The organism is Salipiger mangrovisoli, assembly GCF_015223355.1.
In the GTDB taxonomy this organism is placed as follows: Bacteria; Pseudomonadota; Alphaproteobacteria; order Rhodobacterales; family Rhodobacteraceae; genus Salipiger; species Salipiger mangrovisoli.
Genome location: NZ_JADFFK010000016.1, coordinates 63,795 through 84,803, shown reverse-complemented (window position 1 = coordinate 84,803; position 21,009 = coordinate 63,795). Strand labels below are relative to the sequence as shown.

20 protein-coding genes are annotated in these 21,009 nt (G+C 67.0%); 14 read left to right on the top strand and 6 right to left on the bottom strand.

The window, feature by feature from the left end:
• Positions 1-34: 34 nt before the first annotated feature.
• On the bottom strand, positions 35-886 hold the full coding sequence (locus IQ782_RS19675) for an HpcH/HpaI aldolase/citrate lyase family protein (protein ID WP_194136375.1): 852 nt from the start codon (positions 884-886) through the stop codon (positions 35-37).
• Between the two features lie 303 nt (positions 887-1,189).
• Here IQ782_RS19675 and IQ782_RS19670 point away from each other — a divergent pair, with 303 nt between their 5' ends.
• The 14 genes from IQ782_RS19670 (at position 1,190) to IQ782_RS19605 (ending at position 16,962) form a co-directional block, all read left to right on the top strand.
• Positions 1,190-1,549: a hypothetical protein gene (locus IQ782_RS19670; RefSeq protein WP_240989417.1), complete on the top strand. Its 360-nt coding sequence runs from the start codon at positions 1,190-1,192 to the stop codon at positions 1,547-1,549.
• A gap of 127 nt (positions 1,550-1,676) precedes the next feature.
• Positions 1,677-2,579 (top strand): glycine betaine ABC transporter substrate-binding protein OsmF, encoded by a 903-nt coding sequence (gene osmF, locus IQ782_RS19665; protein ID WP_194136374.1) that lies wholly within the window; start codon positions 1,677-1,679, stop codon positions 2,577-2,579.
• Between the two features lie 143 nt (positions 2,580-2,722).
• The gene (locus IQ782_RS19660; protein ID WP_240989416.1) at positions 2,723-3,766 is read left to right on the top strand and encodes an ABC transporter permease; all 1,044 of its coding nucleotides are present in this window, start codon (positions 2,723-2,725) and stop codon (positions 3,764-3,766) included.
• A complete protein-coding gene (locus tag IQ782_RS19655) occupies positions 3,763-4,698 on the top strand; it encodes an ABC transporter ATP-binding protein (protein ID WP_194136373.1) in 936 nt (311 codons plus the stop codon). Before IQ782_RS19660 ends, IQ782_RS19655 begins: the two co-directional genes overlap by 4 nt.
• 8 nt (positions 4,699-4,706) lie before the next feature.
• Positions 4,707-5,432: an ABC transporter permease gene (locus IQ782_RS19650; protein WP_240989427.1), complete on the top strand. Its 726-nt coding sequence runs from the start codon at positions 4,707-4,709 to the stop codon at positions 5,430-5,432.
• A 293-nt stretch (positions 5,433-5,725) separates the two neighbouring features.
• Positions 5,726-6,688, top strand: a complete 963-nt coding sequence (gene mdh / locus IQ782_RS19645) for a malate dehydrogenase (RefSeq protein WP_194136371.1) — start codon at positions 5,726-5,728, stop codon at positions 6,686-6,688.
• Positions 6,689-6,989: 301 nt separating this feature from the next.
• Positions 6,990-8,183 (top strand): ADP-forming succinate--CoA ligase subunit beta, encoded by a 1,194-nt coding sequence (gene sucC, locus IQ782_RS19640; protein ID WP_194136370.1) that lies wholly within the window; start codon positions 6,990-6,992, stop codon positions 8,181-8,183.
• A gap of 79 nt (positions 8,184-8,262) precedes the next feature.
• A complete protein-coding gene (gene sucD / locus IQ782_RS19635; protein ID WP_194136369.1) occupies positions 8,263-9,147 on the top strand; it encodes a succinate--CoA ligase subunit alpha in 885 nt (294 codons plus the stop codon).
• A gap of 145 nt (positions 9,148-9,292) precedes the next feature.
• Entirely contained in the window at positions 9,293-12,262 is a 2,970-nt protein-coding gene (locus tag IQ782_RS19630; RefSeq protein WP_194136368.1) for a 2-oxoglutarate dehydrogenase E1 component, read from the top strand.
• Between the two features lie 4 nt (positions 12,263-12,266).
• Positions 12,267-13,778: a 2-oxoglutarate dehydrogenase complex dihydrolipoyllysine-residue succinyltransferase gene (odhB, locus tag IQ782_RS19625; protein WP_194136367.1), complete on the top strand. Its 1,512-nt coding sequence runs from the start codon at positions 12,267-12,269 to the stop codon at positions 13,776-13,778.
• A 102-nt stretch (positions 13,779-13,880) separates the two neighbouring features.
• Positions 13,881-14,114, top strand: coding sequence for a hypothetical protein (locus IQ782_RS19620; protein WP_194136366.1), 234 nt, complete (start codon positions 13,881-13,883; stop codon positions 14,112-14,114).
• The gene (locus tag IQ782_RS19615; protein ID WP_194136365.1) at positions 14,111-14,503 is read left to right on the top strand and encodes an MAPEG family protein; all 393 of its coding nucleotides are present in this window, start codon (positions 14,111-14,113) and stop codon (positions 14,501-14,503) included. The genes IQ782_RS19620 and IQ782_RS19615 overlap by 4 nt, the downstream gene beginning before the upstream one ends.
• A 172-nt stretch (positions 14,504-14,675) precedes the next feature.
• Positions 14,676-16,070 carry a dihydrolipoyl dehydrogenase gene (gene lpdA / locus IQ782_RS19610; protein WP_194136364.1) on the top strand — a complete coding sequence of 465 codons (1,395 nt, stop codon included), beginning with the start codon at positions 14,676-14,678 and terminating at the stop codon, positions 16,068-16,070.
• 271 nt (positions 16,071-16,341) lie between these two features.
• A complete protein-coding gene (locus IQ782_RS19605) occupies positions 16,342-16,962 on the top strand; it encodes a YdeI/OmpD-associated family protein (protein WP_194136363.1) in 621 nt (206 codons plus the stop codon).
• Positions 16,963-17,042: 80 nt separating this feature from the next.
• Here the strand turns inward: IQ782_RS19605 and IQ782_RS19600 are convergent, their stop codons facing one another.
• From IQ782_RS19600 to IQ782_RS19580, 5 genes are all read right to left on the bottom strand, one after another.
• Positions 17,043-17,915 (bottom strand): intradiol ring-cleavage dioxygenase, encoded by an 873-nt coding sequence (locus IQ782_RS19600; protein WP_194136362.1) that lies wholly within the window; start codon positions 17,913-17,915, stop codon positions 17,043-17,045.
• A 94-nt stretch (positions 17,916-18,009) separates the two neighbouring features.
• A complete protein-coding gene (locus tag IQ782_RS19595; protein WP_194136361.1) occupies positions 18,010-18,615 on the bottom strand; it encodes a pyridoxamine 5'-phosphate oxidase family protein in 606 nt (201 codons plus the stop codon).
• On the bottom strand, positions 18,602-19,339 hold the full coding sequence (locus tag IQ782_RS19590; protein ID WP_194136360.1) for a lysophospholipid acyltransferase family protein: 738 nt from the start codon (positions 19,337-19,339) through the stop codon (positions 18,602-18,604). The genes IQ782_RS19595 and IQ782_RS19590 overlap by 14 nt, the downstream gene beginning before the upstream one ends.
• On the bottom strand, positions 19,339-20,244 hold the full coding sequence (locus IQ782_RS19585) for an FtsX-like permease family protein (protein WP_194136359.1): 906 nt from the start codon (positions 20,242-20,244) through the stop codon (positions 19,339-19,341). Before IQ782_RS19585 ends, IQ782_RS19590 begins: the two co-directional genes overlap by 1 nt.
• Positions 20,241-20,918, bottom strand: a complete 678-nt coding sequence (locus IQ782_RS19580; RefSeq protein WP_194136358.1) for an ATP-binding cassette domain-containing protein — start codon at positions 20,916-20,918, stop codon at positions 20,241-20,243. Before IQ782_RS19580 ends, IQ782_RS19585 begins: the two co-directional genes overlap by 4 nt.
• Positions 20,919-21,009: the final 91 nt, after the last annotated feature.

Genomic DNA, 21,009 nt, shown 5'->3' with positions numbered 1-21,009 from the left:
ATCTCCTGTTGCCGAACCTGACCCGACCCTGCCCTCAAGCCCCCATGGCGGCAATGGCGTCGGCCTTGGCCAGCACCGATTTCGCTGTCACCACGTGCAGGTTCTCCACGATCTTGCCGTCAACGACGGCAACTCCCTGCCCCGCCGCCTCCGCTTGCTCGAAGGCGTGGATCTGCCGCCGCGCCAGCGCGATCTCCCCCTCGGAGGGGGCAAAGGCGGCATTGGCGATCTCGACCTGCGCCGGGTGGATCAAGGTCTTGCCGTCAAAGCCAATGTCGCGTCCCTGGTCGCATTCGGCCCTGAGGCCTTCGTCGTCCTTGAAGGCATTGTAGACACCGTCGACGATCACGCAGCCCGCCGCCTTGGCCGCCAGCAGGCAGAGCTGCAAGGAGGTCAGCATCGGCAGCCGGTCAGCGCGGAAGCGCGAGTTCAGTTCCTTGGCCAGATCATTGGTGCCCATGACCATGCCCGCCAGCCTGGGATGCGCAGCGATCGCCTGCGCGTTGAGCATGGCTTTCGGCGTTTCCATCATGGCCCAGAGGGGCTTGTCGGTGAGCGCCGCAAGCGCGTCGAGCTGCACCGGGTCCTCGACCTTGGGCAACAGGACCGCATCGCAATCCATGCCGTCGGCGGCCCGCGCATCCGCTTCGCCCCAGTCCGTGTCGAGGCCGTTGATCCGCACGATCCGCGTCCGTTTGCCGTAGCCGCCCACGCCCAGCGCAGCCGCCAGCGTCTCGCGCGCGGCTGCCTTTTCGGCCGGGGCAACGGCGTCCTCGAGGTCGAAAATGAGCGCGTCGACCGCTAGGCCGCGCGCCTTGTCGAGCGCCCGATCCTTCGAGCCGGGGATGTAAAGTACCGAGCGATAGGGCCGAAGCGCGAATTCCATGCCGTCCTCCGTCGAGCAATAAAGTTGCGCAAGTGATGCCGTTCTTTTCCGAAAACTGCAAGCCACTTTGCGCCGCGGCGCAGAAGAATCCGTCGGGACCGGCGCGGTTTTGCGGCGGATTTTAGCCGTGCGCGCATACTTAACCAATCCTTCGGACTTGCCCTGCAGGCTCGAAGACACCGCAACGACACCACGCAGAAGGGCGCCAGGCAGGGGAACGAAGCGCGATCTTCCGCCCGCGCAAAACCCGCCATGCAACCTAGCGGCACCAAGCTCCGCCGCCTCAACGCAAAGGCAATGATGATGAGGTCAGACCCTGCGACAGCCCAGCGCGGCCCCGCCCCCAGAAGACTGACGCCGCCGCGCCTTGCCGTGCTTCTGTGCGCGGGCATCGCCGTGCTGCCTGCGCCGGCGACCGCCCAGAGCCAAGCCTGTGCACCGCGGGACATCGTGATTGCACGGCTGGCGGAAAAATACGGAGAGACACGCCACTCCATCGGACTTGGCAACAACAACGCCGTGATGGAACTCTTCGCCTCGGACGAGACCGGCAGCTGGACGATCACCGTCACGACCACGAATAGCATCACCTGTCTCGTCGCCAGCGGTCTCGCCTTCGAAACCCTCGCCGAAAGCCCCGCGGCAGAGGAAACCGACGCCTGAAGCCGCGCCGCGGCCACTCTTTGCGAAAAGAGGACCAAAAAACTTGGCGTCCGCCCCTGCCCTTCTAAGTTTTATGCGGAACTCTGTCACAGGTGACAGGTCGCAACGGAAGGGAGCCGTACGCGCCATGACTTGCCGACTTATATTTGCCGCCAGCCTTGCCGCTGGCCTCGCGGGCACCGCACAGGCCGACATCACCGTCTCGTCGAAAATCGACACCGAGGGTGGGCTGCTTGGCAACATGATCGCCCTAGCGCTCGAAGATGCCGGCCTACCGGTCGAGCGGCGCCTGCAGCTCGGCGGCACGCAGGTCGTGCGCGAGGCGATCCTCGCCGACCAGATCGACATCTACCCCGAGTATACCGGCAACGCCGCCTTCTTCTTCAACGAGGCCGACGCCGACCTGTGGAAGGATGCCGCCGCCGCCCATGACCGCGCCAAGGAGCTGGACGCAGAGAACGGTATCACCTGGCTCAGCTCGGCCCCGGCGAACAACACCTGGGCCATAGCCGTGACCGGCCCCGTCGCCGAGGAGAACAGCCTCGACACGATGAGCGATTTCGGAAGCTGGGTCGCGGGCGGGGGCGATGTGAAGCTCGCCGCCTCCACCGAGTTCGTCTCTTCCCCCGCGGTGCTGCCTGCGATGCAAGAGACCTATGGGTTTGCCCTGACCGACGACCAGACCGTGATCCTGTCGGGCGGCGACACCGCCGCGACGATCCAGGCCGCGGCGCGCGGCACCTCGGGGGTAAATGCGGCGATGGTCTACGGCACCGACGGCGGCGTCGGCGCGACCGGCCTCAAGGTCATGAAGGACGACAAGGGCGTGCAGCCGGTCTACGAGCCCACCCCCATCGTCCGCGACGCGGTCCTCGAGGAATACCCCTCGATCCCCGAAGTGTTGAACCCGATCTTCGAAGGCCTCTCCATGGAGACCCTGCAGGAGCTCAACGGCCGCATTCAGGTTGGCGGTGAACCCGCCGATGCCGTGGCCCGTGACTATCTTACCAAGACCGGAGTGCTGGACTGATCCCCGCTGCCTCCGACCCGGGCGCAGAGCGCGGGCGGTCCCTCTCACCGCCTGGCCTGCTTTTCGCGGCGTTGGCGCTGGCAGCGCTTGCCCTGCCCTTTCTCACCCTGCGCGCCAACCGCATCGTTGCAGGCGAAGGGCTCATGTTCTGGGACTGTGCCCCATCGGGCTCGGTGATTGCAGGCGGTGTCGCGCTTGCCGCCGGTCTTGCCCTTGGCATCCCCGCCGGTGCACCACTGCGCCGCCTCGGTGGCAGCCTGCTCGGGCTCGCGGGGCTGATCTTTGTTCTGGTGCAAGGGGCCAGCGCCCAGCTCGACGGCGCCGGGGACCTCGCCCGCGTCTCTCCCGCGGCAGGGGCCTGGTGCCTGCTGCTGGTGCTGATGCTGCTGATGGCCGATGCGCTGGCTCAGTTGAACCCCGGCCCACGCGCCCGCGCCGGTCTGCTGGCGCTGATGCTGGTCGCGCTCTTGGCGCTGCTTTGGTCCGGCACGCTTTCGGACCTCTCGGTCATGCAGGAATTCACCAGCCGCAAGAACGCCTTCCGCAGTGCCGCCCTGCGCCACCTCGCCTTGGCGCTCGGCTCGCTCGGCGCGGCGGCGGCGATCGGCTTCCCGCTCGGCATTCTCTGCCACCGCAACGCGGCACTGCGCGGCGCGGCACTGCCGGTGCTGAGCTTCTTGCAGACCATCCCCTCGCTCGCCATGTTCGGCATCATGATCCCGATCCTCGGCTGGCTGGCCGCCGCCTCCCCGGCAGCACGGGCCATCGGCATCGCCGGCATCGGCTTCGCCCCCGCCTTCATTGCACTGGTGCTCTACGCGCTGCTGCCCGTGGTCGCCAATACGGTCACCGGGCTGGCAGCCACGCCTCCGGCCGCCATCGAGGCCGCCCGCGGCATGGGCATGACCGGCGCGCAGCGGCTGTGGAAGGTCGAGCTACCGCTGGCCATGCCGGTGATCCTTGCCGGGCTGCGCATTGTGCTTGTGCAGAACATCGGACTAGCGGTCATAGCCGGGCTGATCGGAGGCGGCGGCTTCGGCAGCTTCGTCTTCCAGGGCCTCAACCAGACCGCCACCGACCTCATCCTGCTGGGCGCATTGCCGACCGTGGTCATGGCCCTTGTCGCGGCGATCGTCATGGACATCCTCGTCGACCTTGCCCGCCGCATCCCGGAGCCCCTGCCATGATCGAGATCGACCGGATCACCAAGCTCTACGGCAGCACCCGCGCCGTCGATACCGTCTCGCTCACCGCCGAGACCGGCACGATCACGGTGCTTGTCGGCACCTCCGGCTCGGGCAAGACCACGCTCTTGCGGATGATCAATCGCCTGGTCGAACCGACCTCCGGCGAGATCCGCATCAACGGCGAGCCGACCCATACGGTCAAACCGCACCTGCTGCGCCGCCGCATCGGTTACGCCATCCAGGGCCACGGCCTGTTTCCCCATCACAGCGTGGCGCGCAACATCGGCGCGGTGCCCGAGCTTCTGGGCTGGCCCGAGGAAAAGATCGCCGCGCGGGTGGACGAATTGCTGACTCTCTTCGGCATGGAGCCCGCCGCTTTCCGCAACCGCCTGCCGCTAGAGCTCTCGGGCGGACAGCAGCAGCGCGTCGGGGTCGCGCGCGCTCTTGCCTCGCGGCCCGACCTTTTGCTGATGGACGAACCCTTCGGCGCGCTCGATCCGATCATCCGCACCCGCGCGCAGGAGGATCTTCGCACGATCCAGCGCAAGCTCGGCTCGACCATCCTGCTGGTCACCCACGACATGGACGAGGCGATCCGCCTCGGCGACCGCATCGCGGTGATGGATGGCGGCAGGCTGGTGCAATACGGCCCCCCGGAGGAGATCATCGCAGAGCCCGCGACCCCCTTCGTTGCGGATATGGTGGGAGACGCCGAGCGGCCCATGCGGCTGCTCTCGCTCATCCCGGTCTCCGAGCTGATCGAGACCGGCCCCGCCGAGGGTCCGTCCCTTGCCGCCGACGCCAGCCTGCGCGAAGCCCTCTCCGCCTGCCTCTGGACCGGGCGCGAAGCGATCCCCATCCAGCGCGACGGCGTTCCCGCCGGGCGCGTCACCCTCGCGGCGATCCGCGCACGGGCGGAGCGCCACGCGTGAAACCGGGTATGATCCTGCGCGTGGCGCTGATCGCGCTGCTGCTGGCGCTGGTCCTGAAGCCCGAGGCATTCACCTCTGTTTTCGCGCCCTTCGCGCCGGAGAAGGGGCCGGTGATCTACACCCGGAGTTCGCTTCTGTCCCTGTCCCTGAGCCACCTCGGCCTCGTGGCAGTGGCCTCTGTTGCCGCGACGCTGGTGGCGGTGACGCTGGCGATCCTGGTCACCCGCCCCGCCGGTGCCGCTTTCCGCCCGCTGTCGCGCACGATCACCAACGTCGGCCAGACATTCCCGCCGGTCGCGGTTCTGGCCCTTGCGGTCCCGGCGCTCGGCTTCGGCGCCGGGCCCACGCTGGTGGCGCTTTTCCTCTACGGCTTGCTGCCGATCTTCGAGAACGCGATGACCGGCCTCTCGACCCTGCCCGCCGCCACGATGGAGGCCGCACGCGGGCTTGGCCTTGACCGCTGGCAGAGACTCTGGCGGGTCGAGCTGCCGCTGGCCATGCCGGTGATCCTCGGCGGCATCCGCCTGTCGGTGGTCATCGCCCTCGGAACGGCAACAATCGGCTCGACGGTCGCTGCGCGCACCCTCGGCGAGGTGATCATCGCCGGGCTTCTCACCAGCAACACCGCCTTCGTGCTTCAGGGCGGGCTGATCGTCGGCCTCTTCGCAGTGCTGATCCATGACGCATTGGTGCAACTCGAGACCTACCTCACAAAACGCAACGGGCGAGGCTGACCCGGAGCGCTCTTGGCGCCTCGCCGCGGAAGCAGAATCGCCCGGCTGCCCGTGAATGCGGCATTTTGCGCCCAGAGGTTGCAGCGCTTTCGACCACGGCGACGCTCGTCACGCGCGGAACGCATACCCTCGCATACAGAGCGCATTACATTGAAAATTAATACATTTATCGCAACCATGCCGCGTGGTCAGCAATCGAGCTTCCGTGATGCTGCCCTGCAGCGCCCTTGCGCGTCGGCGGCAGAGACCTTACGCAAGCGGCGGACTTCACAAATGGAGCGGAGAACAGATCCATGGCCAGACCCAAGATTGCCCTCATCGGCGCGGGACAGATTGGCGGCACGCTTGCACATCTCGCGGCCCTGAAGGAACTCGGCGACGTCGTGCTCTTCGATATCTCGGAAGGCACCCCGGAAGGCAAAGCGCTCGACATCGCGGAATCCGGCCCCTCGGAAGGCTTTGACGCGAAGCTCAAGGGCACCCAGGACTACGCCGACATCGCGGGCGCAGACGTCTGCATCGTCACCGCCGGTGTGCCGCGCAAGCCGGGCATGAGCCGCGACGACCTGCTGGGCATCAACCTCAAGGTCATGAAATCGGTCGGCGAAGGCATCAAGGAAAACGCTCCTGACGCATTCGTCATCTGCATCACCAACCCGCTCGACGCGATGGTCTGGGCGCTGCAGAAGTTCTCGGGCCTGCCCGCGCACAAGGTCTGCGGCATGGCAGGCGTGCTCGACTCGGCGCGCTTCCGTCACTTCCTGGCCGTCGAATTCGACGTGTCGATGAAGGACGTCACCGCCTTCGTGCTCGGCGGCCACGGCGACACCATGGTCCCCTCCGTCCGCTACTCCACCGTCGCCGGCATCCCGCTGCCCGACCTGGTCGAGATGGGCTGGACCACGCAGGATAAGCTGGACGCCATCGTGCAGCGCACCCGTGACGGCGGCGCCGAGATCGTCGGCCTGCTGAAGACCGGCTCGGCCTTCTACGCGCCCGCGACATCGGCGATCGAGATGGCGGAAGCCTACCTCAAGGACCAGAAGCGCGTCCTGCCCTGCGCCGCCTATTGCGACGGCGAGTTCGGCCTGAAAGACATGTACGTGGGCGTGCCCACCGTGATCGGCGCCGGCGGCATCGAGAAGATCGTGAACATCAAGCTCAACAAGGAAGAGCAAGAGATGTTCGACAAGTCGGTCGCCGCGGTGAACGGCCTGGTTGAAGCCTGCAAGGGCATCGACGGCAGCCTGGCATAAGCCCTGGCGGGCCCATCCGGGCCCAGATCATTCCGGGCCCCGGTCGCGAAAGCGCCGGGGCCTTTGTCTTTTCCCGAGCTTCGCAATCTGCCTCGCGCAGCGGCAGCGCGCTGATTCTTTCGACGTGAGACGCTAACAGAATCTTACGCGGCGCATGTTTGTGATCACGCTTTTTGAGGCCGTGATCACAACCGGCAAAAAATCTCGCAAATCTTCGCCGAAAGCCAAAAATCCCTTCGCACGAGGCGAACGAGGCGCGTATACCGGCCGCGAAATCGCAGCAAGACGGGAAGAGTCTTCCATGAACATCCATGAATATCAGGCGAAAGCGCTCCTGCGCGAATACGGCTGCCCGGTTTCGGACGGCCGTGTCGTGCTCAGCGCCAACGAAGCCAAGTCCGCTGCCGGCGAGCTCGATGGCCCGCTCTGGGTCGTCAAGGCGCAGATCCACGCAGGTGGCCGCGGCAAGGGCAAGTTCAAGGAAGCCGAAGCTGGCGAGAAGGGCGGCGTCCGTCTGGCCAAATCGGTGGAAGAGGCGGCTGAAGAAGCCAAGAAGATGCTCGGCAAGACGCTGGTGACCCACCAGACCGGCCCGGCCGGCAAGCAAGTCAACCGCATCTACATCGAAGACGGCTCGGACATCGAGCGCGAACTCTATCTCGCCCTGCTGGTCGACCGCGTCACCTCGCGCGTGTCCTTCGTCTGCTCCACCGAGGGCGGCATGGACATCGAGGAAGTCGCAGCCTCGACCCCCGAGAAGATCCTGTCGTTCTCCGTCGACCCGGCCACCGGCTACCAGCCGTTCCACGGCCGCCGCGTCGCCTTCTCGCTCGGCCTCGAAGGCGCTGCCATGAAGCAGTGCGTCAAGCTGATGGGCCAGCTCTACAAGGCCTTCATCGAGAAGGACATGGAGATGCTGGAGATCAACCCGCTGATCCTCATGCCCGGCGGCAACCTCAAGGTGCTCGACGCGAAGCTCGGCTTCGACGGCAACGCGATGTACCGCCAGCCCGATATCGCCAACCTGCGCGACGAGACCGAGGAAGACGCCAAGGAACTCGAAGCCTCCAAGTACGACCTCAACTACATCGCCCTCGATGGTGAGATCGGCTGCATGGTGAACGGCGCGGGCCTCGCCATGGCGACCATGGACATCATCAAGCTCTACGGCGCAGAGCCTGCCAACTTCCTCGACGTGGGTGGCGGCGCGACCAAGGAGAAGGTGACCGAGGCGTTCAAGATCATCACGTCCGACAAGAACGTGAAGGGCATCCTCGTCAACATCTTCGGCGGCATCATGCGCTGCGACGTCATCGCCGAGGGCGTCATCGCCGCGGTGAAGGAAGTGGGCCTGCAGGTTCCGCTCGTCGTCCGCCTCGAAGGCACCAACGTGGAACTTGGCAAGAAGATCATCAACGAGTCCGGCCTGGACGTGATCGCTGCCGACAACCTCTCCGACGGTGCCGAGAAGATCGTGAAAGCGGTCAAGGGCTGACGTATTTGGGGGCGCCCCGGCGCTCCCTCCCCGGAATTCAGGCTGCGCCCGCCGCAGCGACAATCAGGAGAACGCCACAATGGCAGTCCTCGTTAACGAAAACACCAAAGTCATCTGTCAGGGCCTGACCGGCTCGCAGGGCACCTTCCACACCGAGCAGGCGATCGCCTACGGCACCAAGATGGTCGGCGGCGTGACCCCCGGCAAAGGCGGCCAGGAGCACCTCGGCCTGCCCGTGTTCAACTCGGTCCACGAAGCCAAGCACGTGACCGAAGCCAACGCCTCGGTGATCTACGTGCCGCCGCCCTTCGCAGCGGATTCGATCCTCGAAGCCATCGACGCCGAGATCGAGCTGATCATCTGCATCACCGAGGGCATCCCCGTCCTCGACATGATGAAGGTGAAGCGCGCGCTGGTGAACAGCAAGTCGCGCCTGATCGGCCCGAACTGCCCCGGTGTCATCACCCCCGACGCCTGCAAGATCGGCATCATGCCCGGCCACATCCACAAGCGTGGCTCGGTCGGCGTGGTCTCGCGCTCCGGCACGCTGACCTATGAAGCCGTGAAGCAGACCACCGACATGGGCCTCGGCCAGTCGTCGGCCGTCGGCATCGGCGGCGACCCCATCAAGGGCACCGAGCACATCGACGTGCTGGACATGTTCCTCGACGATCCGGAAACCCAGTCGATCATCATGATTGGCGAGATCGGTGGCTCGGCCGAAGAGGAAGCCGCAGAGTTCCTCAAGGAGCAGAAGAAAAAAGGCCGCTGGAAGCCGACCGCCGGTTTCATCGCGGGCCGCACCGCTCCTCCGGGACGCCGCATGGGCCACGCCGGCGCGATCGTCGCCGGTGGCAAGGGCGACGCCGAATCCAAGATCGAGGCGATGAAATCCGCCGGTATCGTGGTGGCGGACAGCCCGGCGACGCTTGGTGAAGCTGTCATGAAAGCCATCAAGGGCTAAATAACACTTCGCGGGGCGGCATCGCCCGCCCCGCGCGCCCCTTCAGGGTTCCGGCCCGAAACCTACCCGGAGCATCATGACGGGGGCCTTTCCGAAAGGCCCCCCTCCTGCTGCTTCAAAGATCGGTCAGAAAGGAATGCGCACGATGACGGATCAAGGCTCGAATGACCAGTTCCACGCCCTCAGCTTCATGCAGGGCGCGAACGCGGAATATCTCGAACAGATGTACGCCCGCTATGCCAACGACCCCTCCGCCGTGGACGAGGCATGGAGCGAATTCTTCAAACAGCTCGGCGACGACGAGACCAGCGTGAAGGCCGAGGCGCAGGGCGCCTCCTGGGAACGCGCCGACTGGCCGCCGACCCCGAGCGACGACCTGACCGCGGCGCTCACCGGCGAATGGCCGATGATGCCCGCCGCCGAGGCGAAGGGCGCCGGCAAGAAGATCGCCGAGAAGGCCGCCGAAAAGGGCGTTGCCGTCACCGACGACCAGATCAAGCGCGCCGTGCTCGACTCGATCCGCGCGCTGATGATCATCCGCGCGCACCGCATCCGCGGCCACCTCGCCGCCGATCTCGACCCGCTGGGCCTGCACGGCCGCGACGCGCACCCCGAGCTCGACCCCAAGGCCTACGGCTTCACCGAGGCCGATATGGACCGCCCGATCTTCATCGACAACGTGCTCGGCCTGCAGGTCGCGTCGATGCGCGAGATCATGGGTGTGCTGAAGCGTACCTACTGCGGCACCTTCGCGCTGCAGTACATGCACATCTCGGACCCCGAGCAGTCGGCCTGGCTCAAGGAGCGCATCGAGGGCTACGGCAAGGAAGTGAAATTCACCCGTGAGGGCCGCAAGGCGATCCTCAACAAGATGGTGGAAGCCGAGGGCTTCGAGAAGTTCCTGCACGTCAAGTACATGGGCACCAAGCGCTTCGGCCTCGACGGCGGCGAGTCGCTGATCCCCGCGATGGAGCAGATCATCAAGCGCGGCGGCAGCCTCGGCATCAAGGAGATCGTCTTCGGCATGCCGCACCGCGGCCGCCTGTCGGTGCTCGCCAACGTGCTGCAGAAGCCCTACCGCGCGATCTTCAACGAATTCCAGGGCGGCTCGTTCAAGCCCGATGACGTGGACGGTTCGGGCGACGTGAAATACCACCTCGGCGCCTCCTCGGACCGCGAGTTCGACGGCAACAAGGTGCACCTGTCGCTGACCGCCAACCCCTCGCACCTCGAGGCGGTGAACCCGGTGGTTCTGGGCAAGGTCCGCGCCAAGCAGGATCAGCTCGGCGACACCGAGCGCACCCAGGTCCTGCCCGTGCTGCTGCACGGCGACGCGGCCTTCGCCGGTCAGGGCGTCGTGGCCGAGTGCTTCGCGCTCTCGGGCCTGCGCGGCCACCGCACCGGCGGCACCATCCACATCGTGGTGAACAACCAGATCGGCTTCACCACCGCGCCGCACTTCTCGCGCTCCTCGCCCTACCCCACCGACAACGCGCTGGTGGTCGAGGCACCGATCTTCCACGTCAACGGTGATGACCCCGAGGCCGTGGTGCACGCCGCCAAGGTGGCGATCGAGTTCCGCCAGAAGTTCGGCAAGGACGCGGTCATCGACATGTTCTGCTACCGCCGGTTCGGTCACAACGAGGGCGACGAGCCCATGTTCACCAACCCGATCATGTACAAGAAGATCAAGCAGCAGAAGACCACGCTGACGCTCTACACCGATCGCCTCGTCAAGGACGGTCTCATCCCCGAGGGCGAGATCGAGGACATGAAGGCCGCCTTCCAGGCGCACCTCAACGAGGAATTCGAGGCCGGCAAGACCTACAAGCCGAACAAGGCCGACTGGCTCGACGGCCGCTGGTCGCACCTCGACGCGCAAAAGGAAGGCAACTACCAGCGCGGCGAGACGGCGATCGCGCCGGAAACCATGGCCGATGTCGGCAAGGGGCTGACCACCGTTCCCGAAGGCTTCCCGCTGCACAAGACCGTGGGCCGCTTCCTCGAGGCGCGCAGCCAGATGTTCGAGACCGGCAAGGGCTTCGACTGGGCGACCGGCGAGGCGATGGCCTTCGGCTCGCTGCTGACCGAGGGCTTCCCGGTGCGCCTGGCGGGCCAGGACAGCACCCGCGGCACCTTCTCGCAGCGCCACTCCGGCCTGATCAACCAGGACAACGAAGAGCGCTACTACCCGCTCAACAACATCCGCGAGGGCCAGGCCCGCTACGAGGTCATCGACTCGGCGCTCTCGGAATACGCGGTCTCGGGCTTCGAATACGGCTACTCGCTGGCCGAGCCCAACTCGCTCGTCCTGTGGGAAGCGCAGTTCGGCGACTTCGCCAACGGCGCGCAGATCATGTTCGACCAGTTCATCTCGTCGGGTGAATCGAAGTGGCTGCGGATGTCGGGCCTCGTCTGCCTGCTGCCGCACGGCTTCGAGGGCCAGGGCCCCGAGCACAGCTCGGCACGCCTCGAGCGCTTCCTGCAGATGTGCGGCCAGGACAACTGGATCGTGGCGAACTGCTCGACCCCGGCGAACTACTTCCACATCCTGCGCCGCCAGCTGCACCGCAGCTACCGCAAGCCGCTGATCCTGATGACGCCGAAATCGCTCCTGCGTCACAAGCTGGCGGTCTCCGAGGCGAAGGACTTCGTCACCGGCTCCTCGTTCCACCGCGTCCTCTGGGACAGCGCGGAATCGGGCGAGAGCGCAACCAAGCTGGTGTCGGACGACAAGATCAAGCGCGTCGTGATGTGCTCGGGCAAGGTCTACTACGACCTGCTCGAAGAGCGCGACGCCCGCGGCATCGAAGATGTTTACCTGCTGCGGATCGAGCAGTTCTACCCCTTCCCGGCGATCTCGCTGGTCAAGGAGCTGGAACGCTTCAAGGGCGCCGAGATGGTCTGGTGCCAGGAAGAGCCCAAGAACCAGGGCGCCTGGACCTTTATCGAGCCCAACATCGAATGGGTGCTGGGGCGTATCGACGCCACGCACAAGCGGCCGGTCTACGTCGGTCGCGCCACCTCGGCCTCGCCCGCAACGGGTCTGGCCAGCCAGCACAAGGCACAGCAAGAGGCGCTTGTGAACGAAGCGCTGACCATCGAAGGGAAATGAAGCGATGACGACCGAAGTGCGCGTCCCCACGCTGGGTGAATCCGTGACCGAAGCCACGGTGGCCACCTGGTTCAAGAAGCCCGGTGACGCCGTCGCCGTGGACGAGATGCTCTGCGAGCTCGAGACCGACAAGGTGACCGTCGAGGTCCCCTCCCCGGTCGCCGGCGTGCTCGCCGACATCGTGGCCAAGGAAGGCGACACCGTGGGCGTCGACGCCCTGCTCGCCAATGTCGCCCCCGCGGGCGAAGCCGGCGCCGAGCAGGTCGAGGAACGCCCCTCGGCCAAGGCCGCCGAAGCACCCGCCTCCTCGGGCGGCGAAGAGGTCAAGGTGATGGTCCCCACGCTGGGCGAATCCGTCTCCGAAGCCACCGTCGCCACCTGGTTCAAGAAGGTCGGTGACACCGTCGCCGCCGACGAGATGCTCTGCGAGCTCGAGACCGACAAGGTCTCGGTCGAGGTCCCCGCGCCGGCATCCGGCACGCTGACCGCGATCCTCGCCGAGGAAGGTGCCACCGTTCAGGCCGGCGGCCAGCTCGCCGTGCTCGGCGGCGCAGGTGCCGTCGCAGCTCCGGCCGACGCCCCCGCGGCAGCCCCGGCAGCCGCTCCGGCCGCAGATGGCAAAGACGTCGAGGACGCCCCCGCCGCCAAGAAGGCGATGGCCGAGGCCGGCCTCAACCGCGATCAGGTCACCGGCTCCGGCAAGGACGGCCGCATCATGAAGCATGATGTCTCCGCCGCGCTCGCCGCTGCCAAGTCGGCCCCGGCCGCTGCCGCGCCCTCCGCAGCACCGCGCGCCCCGGTGGCCGCCGAGGACGCCGCCCGCGAAGAGCGCGTCAAGATGACCCGCCTGCGCCAGACCATCGCCAAGCGCCTCAAGGACGCGCAGAACACCGCGGCCATGCTGACCACCTACAACGAGGTGGACATGACCGAGGTGATGGCGCTGCGCAGCCAGTACAAGGACCTCTTCGAGAAGAAGCATGGCGTGCGCCTCGGCTTCATGTCCTTCTTCACCAAGGCCTGCGTGCACGCCCTGAAGGAAGTCCCCGAGGTCAACGCCGAGATCGACGGCACCGACGTGGTCTACAAGAACTTCGTGCACATGGGCATCGCCGCCGGCACGCCGCAGGGCCTCGTGGTTCCGGTGCTGCGCGACGTGGACCAGAAGTCCTTCGCCGAGATCGAGAAAGAGATCAACGAGAAGGGCAAGCGCGCCCGTGACGGCAAGCTCTCGATGGCCGAGATGCAGGGCGGCACCTTCACCATCTCCAACGGTGGTGTCTACGGCTCGCTGATGTCCTCGCCGATCCTGAACCCCCCGCAGTCGGGCATCCTCGGCATGCACAAGATCCAGGACCGCCCGATGGCGATCAACGGCAAGGTGGAAATCCGCCCGATGATGTACCTGGCGCTGAGCTACGATCACCGCATCGTCGACGGCAAGGGCGCCGTGACCTTCCTGGTCCGCGTCAAGGAAGCCCTCGAGGATCCGCGCCGCCTGCTGATGGATCTCTGATCCCGCACGCCGGGGCCCCGTGCCCCGCATGACAGACCTGCCCCGCCCGGACAGTCGGGCGGGGCGCTCCAGCGTCCCGCGACACCCCGAAGGGAGGGCAAGATGAGCCACCAGCTTCTGCTCCGTTTCGACAGTTTCGATCGCAGCCGCTTCGACGCCGAGGCGGAAACCCGCGCCAATGCCGGGCTCACCCTGCTCCAGCTCTGGCTCGAGGGCAGCACCGCGCACTGGGCGCTCTTCTCCGTCAATGACGTCGAGAAGGCACAGGCCTGGCTCGGCCAGGAACAATCGCTGGGTCACGGGCCCTCCGCGTCCCACATGCTGAGCACCGCATGACGCCGGAACTCCTTGCACTGACCCTCGCGACCCTGCTGCAGCTTGCCCAGATGGCGCTCTTCTCGGTGCTTGCGCAACGCCAGGTCGGCCCGCGCTACGCCGCCTCGCCGCGTGACGAGGGCCGCAGCCTGACCGGCCGCGCGGGCCGCGCCCAGCGGGCGATGAACAACCATTTCGAGGGGCTGCTGCTCTTTGCCATTGCGGTCTTCCTCGTCAGCTACACCGATCAGGGCAACAGCCTGACCGCGGTCTGCGCGCTGCTCTACCTCGTCGCGCGCGTCGCCTATGTGCCTGCCTATCTCTTCGGCTGGGCGCCCTGGCGCTCGCTGATCTGGTTCGCGGGCTACCTCGCGACAGCCCTGATGCTGCTGCTGGTGCTGTTCCCATGACCCTGATCCCATGAGCCTTCTTCTAGGCCCAAGTATCCCGGGGGAGTCTGCCGCTGGCAGACGGGGGCAGAGCCCCCTCTGCGCCGCTCCCCGCCCTGCTTTCCCCTATGCGCGGGATGCGCATGCCCCGTGCATGCCCCGTGCCCCCAGAAAGACCCGATAGGAGACCCCAATGGCACAATACGACGTCATCGTGATCGGCGCCGGACCGGGCGGCTACGTGGCCGCCATCCGCTGCGCCCAGCTCGGCCTGAAGACCGCCTGCGTCGAGGGCCGCGAAACCCTCGGCGGCACCTGCCTGAACGTGGGCTGCATCCCCTCGAAGGCGCTGCTGCACGCCTCGCACCAGCTGCACGAGGCAGAGCACAACTTCGCCAAGATGGGCCTCAAGGGCGCCGCGCCCAAGGTCGACTGGAAGCAGATGCTCGCCTACAAGGACGACGTGATCGGCCAGAACACCAAGGGCATCGAGTTCCTGTTCAAGAAGAACAAGGTCGACTGGCTGAAAGGCTGGGGCTCGATCCCCGGGGCCGGCAAGGTCAAGGTCGGTGACGAGGTCCATGAGGCCAAGAACATCATCATCGCCACCGGCTCCGTGCCCGCCTCCGTGCCGGGCGCCGAGGTCGAGGTCGACGAGAAGATCGTCGTCACCTCCACCGGCGCGCTGGAGCTTGGCAAGATCCCCAAGAAGATGGTCGTCATCGGCGCCGGCGTGATCGGGCTCGAGATGGGCTCGGTCTACGCGCGTCTCGGCACCGAGGTCGAGGTGATCGAATTCCTCGACGCCATCACCCCCGGGATGGACGCCGAGGTGCAGAAGACCTTCCAGAAGATGCTCACCAAGCAGGGCCTGAAGTTCACCATGGGCGCGGCCGTCTCCAAGGTCGAGACCAAGGGCGGCAAGGCCACGGTGACCTACAAGCTGCGCAAGGACGAGAGCGAGCACAGCACCGAGGCGGACGTGGTGCTCTGCGCCACCGGCCGCGCGCCCTACACCGACGGGCTCGGCCTCGATGCGCTCGGCGTGAAGCTGACCAAGCGCGGCCAGATCGAGACCGACGGCCACTGGCAGACCGCGGTGAAGGGCATCTATGCCATCGGCGACGCCATCGAGGGCCCGATGCTGGCCCACAAGGCCGAGGACGAGGGCATGGCCTGCGCCGAGGTCATCGCCGGCAAGGCGGGCCACGTGAACTACGACGTCATCCCGGGCGTGATCTACACCCACCCCGAGGTCGCCTCGGTCGGCAAGACCGAGCAGCAGCTCAAGGAAGAGGGCCGCGCCTACAAGGTCGGCAAGTTCTCCTTCATGGGCAACGGCCGCGCCAAGGCCGTCTTCGCCGGCGACGGCTTCGTCAAGCTGATCGTCGACAAGGAAACCGACCGCGTTCTGGGCTGCCACATCATCGGCCCGTCGGCCGGGGATCTCATCCACGAGATCTGCGTGGCGATGGAATTCGGCGCCTCCGCCGAGGACGTCGCGCTGACCTGCCACGCCCACCCGACCTTCTCGGAAGCGGTGCGCGAGGCGGCGCTGGCCTGCGGCGACGGCGCGATCCACGCCTGATCCCACTTGCACCGCAAGACATGGACCCCCGGAGCGACGCTCCGGGGGTCTTTTCGTTTGCCCGGCTGCAATGCGCAGGAAGCTGATCGCCTGAGGGGCCACCAGCGCCGAGAGTGTCCCCGCACTTCGCAACGAAACGCGACCGATGCCGACCGGAGATACGTCCGACGCGAGAGGCGGCAGCGGCATTCTCAAGATGTGGGCCGCCGTCCCCCTCGCCAGGCAAGCGTCACCAGGCTAGGCTCTTCAGAAGCCACCGCCGGGAGCCAACATGATCACCGATGTCGACGACTACTTCCGCCTCGGCTGCGGACGCTGCGCGCGCTTTGACACGCCGGACTGCGCCACCCGGCTCTGGGCCGAGGGTCTGGCCGAATTGCGTGCGATCTGCCTTGCCTCGGGTCTTCGGGAAACCGCGAAATGGGGGCATCCCGTCTACATGCAGGGCGAGCGCAACGTCGCGCTGATCGGCGCCTTTCGCGGCGCGTTCACGCTAGGCTTTTTCAACCCCGCGCTGATGACCGACCCCGAGGGCGTGCTGGAGCGACAGGGAAGCAACACCCGCCATCCGAACGTGATCCGCTTCTCCTCGGCCGCGCGGGTCGCAGAGCTGCGTCCCACGCTCGCAGCCTATCTCACCGAGGCGAAGGGATATGCCGAACAGGGTCTCATGCCTCCGAAGGAGGAGGCCGAGCTCGAACTGCCCGAGGAGCTGCTTGCCGCGCTCGACGCCGACCCGGAACTGGCCGAAGCCTTCCACGCGCTGACACCGGGACGGCAGAAAAGCCACGCGATCCAGATCGGTGGCGCGAAGAAGTCCGAGACACGCACGGCGCGGATCGAGAAGCTCCGCCCGAAAATCCTCGCGGGAAAGGGCGCGCTCGACCGCTGAAAGAGGACGGGCGGCTCCGTTCGGACCCGCCCGCCAAGAGCCTTGGAAGGCTCTTGCAAATCTCTTCGAAGAGATTTGCCTCAGTCCGTCGCGGTGCGGCCGGGGATGAAGACCTCGGCGGCTTCCCCCTCCTGCGCGCCGCCCATGCCATCCGGCGGCGGGCCGTCCGGGCGCTCTCCGGACGGCGGCGGACCCCCGGCGGGGCCGCCCGCGCCCATGCCCTCGCTCGAGGTCGCCTCGGGGTCGATCCCCACCACCAGCGCCGCGTCATAGTACTCATACTGCTCGCGGATCGAGGCGTAGGCCCCCTCGCCCGCCTGCTTGGCGATACCGTCGTTGGTGTTCATCGTGTCGCGCTCGGCACCGCTGCGCTCGTTGTACGGGCTCACCGACTGGAAGAGATACTGGCTCAGCGCATCGGGAAAGAAGATCTGGCTGGTCAGCACCGTGCGTTCGTCGAGAAAGACCTTGTAGTGCACGTGGGTGGTCCGGCCCCGGTACCAGCCGGGATAGATGGTGCGAAACTCGGCCACCCCGTCGGTGCCCGTGGCCTGCGTACCGCGCAGGAAGGTCAAATCGCTGGTGTCATTGGTGCCGTCGCTGCCCTGCGTGGCATAGCCTGAATAGTTGCCGAGCGCGTCGCAATGCCAGACATCCACCCGTGCGCCCTCCACCGGGGTGCAATCGGCGGTCACCACCTGCAGCCGCAGCCGCATCGGCACCCCCTCGCGATCCTCCGTGATGTCGGCCCTGACCAGGTCTTCATCGAGGTAATAGGGTCCCTCGGTCACCTCGGGCATGACCATGCAGACGTTCGGCGTGATCAGCCCGGCGGACTGCGCCTGCGCGCGGGCGGTGCCGGAGAAGGAGCCGATCCCGGCCACGGCGATCGGGGAAACCGCCAGCCCGGTCAGAAGGGCACGGCGGCTGGGGCGCTCGATGAAATCAGGCATGCTCGAAGTCCTTTGCGTCTGAACCTTGTTAAAGCTCTCACGCAGGGACGACGAAGATCCGTCGGCGGCGGCGGATCACGAAACCGTCAGAAGCTCACCACAGGCTCTTCGCGGCGCGCTCGGGCCATTCGCGGTCATAGGCCTCGCCGTCTGTGGCACCCTGCGTCGCCTCGGCGAGGAACTGGCCGATGGTCGGCAGCCCGGCGCTCTCATCCCCGGCGCGCCATGTTCCGGCGCGCACCAGCGCCCGCGCGCATTGCGTGTAGATCTCGGCGATCTCGATGATCAGCACGGTCGCTGGGCGCTTTCCGTCCTTGGCAAAGCGCCCGCGCATCTCCGCATCATCCGTGAGCCAGCCCGTGCCGTTCACCCGCACCACGTTGTTGCTACCGGGCACGAAGAACATCAGCGACACCCGCCCGTCCTCGACCACGTTGCGCAGAGAGTCGAGCCGGTTGTTGCCGCGCCAGTCGGGCATCGCCAGCGTGCCGGGGTCGATCTCCAGCACCACCGGGCCATCATCGCCGCGCGGCGAGGCATCGGTGCCCGCCGGTCCCACGGTGCTCAGCACGCAAAGCTTCGAGCCTTCGATCCACTTGCGATAGAGCGGCGTCATGCGCCGCACCACCTTGTCGATCGATGCCCCGGCCGCCGTGCCGTAGAGCGCTTCCAGCGCTTCGATGCTGTCAATCTTCCGCATGGAACCCGGCCTCCGCCATCAGGCGGTTCGAGGCCGCCTCCACATCCGCCTCGATCTTCGCGAGGAAGACCTTGCTCGGCATGCCGGGCTCGATCACCGGCAGGAATTCGATCACCGCGGTGCCCGGCTTGCGGTAGATGCCGCGCTTGGGCCAGAACACGCCGACATTGGTCGCCACCGGCACGCAGGCCTCGCCGCTCTGGCCGTAAAGGATCGCCGTGCCGACCTTGTAGGGCAGCTTCGTGCCCGGCGGCACGCGGGTTCCCTGCGGATAGATGATAAGCTGGCCGGGATGCTCCTCGGCACTCTTCTTCACGTCGGCGACCATCTTCGAGATCGCCGCGCCGCGCTTGCCGCGGTTCACCGGGATGCAGCCGATGCGCGTGGCGTATTGCCCGAGCACCGGGGTGAAAAGCAGCTCGCGCTTCATCACGAACTTGCCCGCGGGCACCGCGCCGAACAGCAGGATGATGTCGAAGAAGCTCTGGTGCTTGGCGGCGATGAGCAGCTCACCCGAGGGAACCTCGCCGCGGATCTCGCTCTTCAGCCCGACCATCCAGCCGGCGGTCCAGCGCACCCATTGGCACCAGGACTTGCAGACCCAGCGCGCGCCGCGGTCCGAGAAGAGCGCCCAGGGAAAGAACAGCAGCCCGATCACCCCCATCGCCAGGTAGACCTGCCCGACAAAGAGCAGCGAACGGGCCCATTGGATGGCGTATCGCATTATCTCAAGTCTCCCAGCACCCGCCGCGCCGCTATTGCCGTTGCCGCGAAGGCCACCGCGGCGGTCAGCAGCGGCACCAGCAGCGGGAAGATCCAGTGCCAGCCCACGAAGGACAGCCCGGTCAGGAAGCCCGCGGTCTCGCCAGCCGAGGGCATCAGCAGCAGCGCGCCCGAGGCCACCAGGGCACCGGCTGCCGCCCCGCCCAGCGCGCGCAGGGTGAACCGCCGCACAAAGGCGCGGGCGATGAAGCCGTCCGTCGCTCCCACCAGCCGCAACACCGCGATGACCTGCGCATTGGCCGCCAGCGCGGCATTGGCCGCCAGCGTCACCATCGCGGCCACCGCCCCGGCGATCAGCAGGATCGACACCGCGCCGAGCAGCCGCAGCTTGCTGGCCGCCGCGACCAGCGGGCGGCGCCAGCGGGTGTGATCGTCGAGCACCGCGCCTGGCACCTCGGCCTGCAGCCTGAGCCGCAGCCCCGCGCCGTCAAAACCTTCGCCTTCCTCGATGATCTCGATCAGCTGCGGCACCGGCAGGTCGGCAAGCGGCAGGTCTGGCCCGAACCAGGGCTCCAGCAGCGCCTGCTGCTCGTCTTCGGACAGCGCCCGCGCCGAGGCCACGCCCGGTGTCTGCGCCAGCAGCCGCAGCGCCGCCTCGGTCTGCTGCGCCTGCTGCCCGGCCGGGGCCGAGATGCGCAGCGTCGAGGCGCGCGCCAGCTCCTCGCCCCAGCTCGTGGCAAGCCGCCCGGCGGCCAGCGACAGCGCCAGCGCGAAGACCGCAAGGAAGGCCATGGCCCCGGCGGCAAAAAGCGTGAGCGAGGCGGTGAAGCCCGTGGGTGGCACCACCCGGTCGGCGCCGGTGTCGGAGCCGGTGAAGGCCCCGAGGGAATCGCGGATCAGCCTCACAGGTCCGCCCCCGCCGACTGCAGCTTGCGGTTCGAGATGCGCAGCACCCGGGCCTGCACCTGGCTCTTGGCCGAGCGGATGAGGCCAAGATCGTGTGTGGCGATGAGGATGGTCTTGCCCATGCGGTTCAGCTCGACCAGCAGCCGCAACAGCCGCTGCGACATTTCCCAGTCGACGTTGCCGGTGGGCTCATCCGCGAGGATCACCTCTGGCGACATGATCACCGCGCGCGCCAGCGCCGCGCGCTGCCGCTCGCCGCCCGAGAGCTCCGGCGGCAAGGCGTCGGCGCGGCTCTTCAGCCCGACCCAGGTCATCAGCTCGATCAGGTTCTGCTCCAGCTCCTGACCGCCCTCGCCCGCCACGGTGAGCGGCAGCGCGACATTCTCGGCCACCGAGAGGTGATCGAGAAACTGGCAATCCTGGTGCACCACCCCGATGCGGCGGCGACTGAGCGCGATGGCATCCCGGTCCATGCGCCGCACGTCCTCGCCGAAGAGCCGCGCGTGGCCCGCGGTCGGAACCAGCGCGCCGTAGCAGAGTTTGAGCAAGGTGGTCTTGCCCGACCCGGAGGGGCCGGTCAGGAAATGGAAGGACCCGGGCGCCAGCCGCAGCGTGAGCCCGCTCAGCAGCTCTCCGCCGCCGTAGCTGTAGGCCACATTATCCAGTTCGATCACGCCCGCGCGCCCCCGGTAGAAAAGATGTCCTGTTGTGCCCGAGCCGCGGCGCAGTTGCAATCCGCCCACCGGGCCGAAAATGGGCTTTCCC

Bases quoted from the DNA above. Each gene is read 5' to 3' on its own strand.
- IQ782_RS19650 (WP_240989427.1), top strand. From the start codon at position 4,707: ATGATCCTGCGCGTGGCGCTGATCGCGCTGCTGCTGGCGCTGGTCCTG.
- IQ782_RS19630 (WP_194136368.1), top strand. From the start codon at position 9,293: ATGACGGATCAAGGCTCGAATGACCAGTTCCACGCCCTCAGCTTCATG.
- odhB (WP_194136367.1), top strand. From the start codon at position 12,267: ATGACGACCGAAGTGCGCGTCCCCACGCTGGGTGAATCCGTGACCGAA.
- sucD (WP_194136369.1), top strand. From the start codon at position 8,263: ATGGCAGTCCTCGTTAACGAAAACACCAAAGTCATCTGTCAGGGCCTG.
- IQ782_RS19590 (WP_194136360.1), bottom strand. From the start codon at position 19,339: ATGCGATACGCCATCCAATGGGCCCGTTCGCTGCTCTTTGTCGGGCAG.
- IQ782_RS19670 (WP_240989417.1), top strand. From the start codon at position 1,190: ATGAGGTCAGACCCTGCGACAGCCCAGCGCGGCCCCGCCCCCAGAAGA.
- IQ782_RS19595 (WP_194136361.1), bottom strand. From the start codon at position 18,615: ATGCGGAAGATTGACAGCATCGAAGCGCTGGAAGCGCTCTACGGCACG.
- sucC (WP_194136370.1), top strand. From the start codon at position 6,990: ATGAACATCCATGAATATCAGGCGAAAGCGCTCCTGCGCGAATACGGC.
- lpdA (WP_194136364.1), top strand. From the start codon at position 14,676: ATGGCACAATACGACGTCATCGTGATCGGCGCCGGACCGGGCGGCTAC.
- IQ782_RS19675 (WP_194136375.1), bottom strand. From the start codon at position 886: ATGGAATTCGCGCTTCGGCCCTATCGCTCGGTACTTTACATCCCCGGC.
- osmF (WP_194136374.1), top strand. From the start codon at position 1,677: ATGACTTGCCGACTTATATTTGCCGCCAGCCTTGCCGCTGGCCTCGCG.
- IQ782_RS19600 (WP_194136362.1), bottom strand. From the start codon at position 17,915: ATGCCTGATTTCATCGAGCGCCCCAGCCGCCGTGCCCTTCTGACCGGG.
- mdh (WP_194136371.1), top strand. From the start codon at position 5,726: ATGGCCAGACCCAAGATTGCCCTCATCGGCGCGGGACAGATTGGCGGC.
- IQ782_RS19620 (WP_194136366.1), top strand. From the start codon at position 13,881: ATGAGCCACCAGCTTCTGCTCCGTTTCGACAGTTTCGATCGCAGCCGC.
- IQ782_RS19660 (WP_240989416.1), top strand. From the start codon at position 2,723: ATGTTCTGGGACTGTGCCCCATCGGGCTCGGTGATTGCAGGCGGTGTC.
- IQ782_RS19615 (WP_194136365.1), top strand. From the start codon at position 14,111: ATGACGCCGGAACTCCTTGCACTGACCCTCGCGACCCTGCTGCAGCTT.
- IQ782_RS19605 (WP_194136363.1), top strand. From the start codon at position 16,342: ATGATCACCGATGTCGACGACTACTTCCGCCTCGGCTGCGGACGCTGC.
- IQ782_RS19655 (WP_194136373.1), top strand. From the start codon at position 3,763: ATGATCGAGATCGACCGGATCACCAAGCTCTACGGCAGCACCCGCGCC.